Origin of the sequence: Mesorhizobium sp. M4A.F.Ca.ET.050.02.1.1 (assembly GCF_003997725.1) — a bacterium.
In the GTDB taxonomy this organism is placed as follows: Bacteria; Pseudomonadota; Alphaproteobacteria; order Rhizobiales; family Rhizobiaceae; genus Mesorhizobium.
In genome coordinates, this window is sequence record NZ_RZSG01000828.1 from 1 (window position 1) to 2,532 (window position 2,532).

The 2,532-nt window shown below is 66.7% G+C and carries 3 protein-coding genes and 1 pseudogene; 2 read left to right on the plus strand and 2 right to left on the minus strand.

The features are described 5' to 3' along the window. A pseudogene (locus EOA33_RS31815) lies at positions 1-616 on the minus strand (WD40 repeat domain-containing protein); the annotation flags it as partial. A 242-nt stretch (positions 617-858) separates the two neighbouring features. Between EOA33_RS31815 and EOA33_RS31820 the strand changes: the two are divergent. Together EOA33_RS31820 and EOA33_RS31825 are read left to right on the plus strand one after the other, a co-directional pair. After that, on the plus strand, positions 859-954 hold the full coding sequence (locus EOA33_RS31820; RefSeq protein WP_126055266.1) for a putative RiPP precursor: 96 nt from the start codon (positions 859-861) through the stop codon (positions 952-954). Between the two features lie 69 nt (positions 955-1,023). Then, complete coding sequence (locus EOA33_RS31825) at positions 1,024-1,116, plus strand: putative RiPP precursor (protein ID WP_126055267.1); 93 nt, start codon at positions 1,024-1,026, stop codon at positions 1,114-1,116. A 180-nt stretch (positions 1,117-1,296) separates the two neighbouring features. On the opposite strand, the gene EOA33_RS31835 is transcribed toward EOA33_RS31825, so the two are convergent. Continuing rightward, positions 1,297-2,478 carry a hypothetical protein gene (locus EOA33_RS31835; RefSeq protein WP_127407429.1) on the minus strand — a complete coding sequence of 394 codons (1,182 nt, stop codon included), beginning with the start codon at positions 2,476-2,478 and terminating at the stop codon, positions 1,297-1,299. Positions 2,479-2,532: the final 54 nt, after the last annotated feature.

Below are 2,532 nucleotides of genomic sequence, written 5' to 3' on the forward strand. Positions count from 1 at the left end.
GCGGTGCCAGTTGCGGTGGCGAAGGAGCCTCGGGTGGGGCGGCGGGAGGCGCCAGCGCGGTCTTCGGCGGCTCGGCCGGCGCGGCAGGCGGCGAAGCCGGCACGGCCGGACTTGCCGGCGTTGGCTCAGCCGCAGGCGGCGTCTTTACCGCCTGCTCCGGTGGCGCCGGCGCTAGAACCAGCTCCGCCGGCGGCGTTGCGAGGGCCGGCGGAGCGCTGGCGACATCCTGTCCGCCCTTCGGTTCGTTCGCCACCTCGCCGCCCCGCCAAGGCTGGTCGGCGAGCAGCGCCAGCACAGTGACCGCCGGCAGGACCTGGAAGACGCGCCTGAGATGCGGCCGGCCCATATCCCGCACCTCCGCCGCGCGGCCGAACAGCGGCGCTCCGGCCTGATGCGCCGGCCGTCCCGGCAAAAGACCGGCAAGGAACAGCAACGCGCCGACCACCAGAGCGAGCGCCGCCACCAGGAAGCCGGTCAGCCGCATCGAGGCGGAATCGGCCAGCGGATGAGCGAGGCTCTCGGCTCCGGTGGCCAGAAACGGCCAGGCATGCATCACGCAGGCGATGGCCGCCGCCAGTAGGAGGAGCGAGAGCAGCCTGTCGATCGTTCTGTTCATAGGATGCCCCCACCCTTCTTCTCATATCGGTATCCTAGCCCAGCTTCCCGCGCTGGCTAAGTGTCGGAAATCACACGCGCGGGAATAAATCCGTGATCCCCTCGGCAAAGCAGTGCGCTTATCCGGCAGACCTTCGCGCCAGGGATGTGACTATCCGGATGCACGCAGTGTACATCAGCCGTCATGGTTGACAGGAGACGAGGGTCTGACATCATCCTTCGTGGATTAATGGAGAGTTGGATATGAAGAAGACCTACGAGAGGCTGGCCCTGCTCAAGAAGGACAGGCTTTCGGCGGTGACGGCGCGCAACGGCGGATCCACTCCCCTCCCGCGGTGATTTCAGCCCGGCTGGCGCCTTGAGCATCATGGCGTTGGCCGGATTTGACATTGTATCGGAGCCCCTGAAATGAAGAAAACCTATGAGAAGCCGGTTCTGGTGAAGAAGGACAGGCTTTCGGCGATCACCGCCAACGGCGCGGGCTCGAACAACCTGATCTGATCCCTCGCCGGCTCTCCTGGAGCGGTTCAGCGTTTCATGGAATCGCTTAACCGCTCTAGTATTGTTTTGACGCAATTCCGGACGGAAAACCGCTACGCACTTTTCCTGGAATTGCTCCTAGTATTTGTTTTGACGCAATTCCGGACGGAAAACCGCTACGCACTTTTCCTGGAATTGCTCCTAGAGCACCAGCACCAGGTCATCCACCACAAGCTGCCAATGGTGCTTCGTCGACAGGCGAACACGCGTGACGGCCTTCAGCATCGGCGCATAGTGGCACGGCGCCAGCGCCGACAGCGTGATCTCATCGCGCGCGACCGGCACCTCCCCCAGCCAGCTCTCGATCAGCGCGGTCTCTCCCTCCGAGGCCAGCCAGGCCGCGGTCAGCATCATCGAATGCAGCCCGAAAGGCTGGTGCCGGCCGAATTCGGCCGCATGGCCGCTGCTCGTATAGGCGATGTGATCGCCCGAGACATTGCCGTTGACGTAGCCCTCGCTGTTCTTGGTGTGGTCGCCCGCCATGGCGTTGAGATTGCGCCAGGAGAGCCCGGCATGGCCCGTCGGAAGCTTGCGCAGGCCGCGCGTGGTGACGTCGTCGAAGCCGATGGCGCTCAGCACCGCATCGGCCACGATGACGGCGGGCGTCAGCAGGCCAAGATCGGTCGGATAGGCCGACAACGCGAGCTGCCGCTCGAGGCCGCCGCCGGAGATCGCCACCGTGTCGGCCCCTGCGGCGAGAGGAAAGCGGAAGGCGGCGCCCGCGCCAAGCGTCCGGCTGTCGAGGATCTGGCCCTTGCCCGTCACCGACAGCGTCGCCCCCGTCGCGGCGGGCATCCTGCCGCTCAGGACGCGAACCGGCGCGAGGCCGACCGGTTTCGGCAAGTCCTCCCCGACGAGGCCAGCGACAGAGCCGGGCGCGGCCAGCAAGCGTATCGACTGGTCCTCGTTCCCGCTGCTGGCGCGCCAGCCGGGCGGCACAGAGACCGAAAAGCGGTAGGTGCCGGGCGCGCGTATCCTGGCCCGGCGTCGCCTGGACGACATCGGGAAATTGGCGAAGCCGGCGGAGTTGGTCCGCGCCGCGGCGAGGAAGCCGCCGCGCTCATCGTAGAGCCGAACCATGATGCCGGCCATCGGCCGGTCGGCGAGGCCATACACCCCGTCGCCGTCGACATCCATGTAGACATAGGACGAGAAGTTGAGCTTGCCGGCGGTGGGCCGCCAGGACGCGCGCACCGCATAATCATGGGCCGGATCGGCCCGGCGCCGCATCCGCCGGCGCTGGCGCGCCTGCCAGACGAGGAAGGCCAGCAATGCCGCGGCCGCGAGGACGATTGAGGAGACTGCGACGGTCAGGCTGGGCAACGGCGAGCCTCGGCGGGAATGATTGCGACACCCTAGCTTGCGATGTGGTGACTG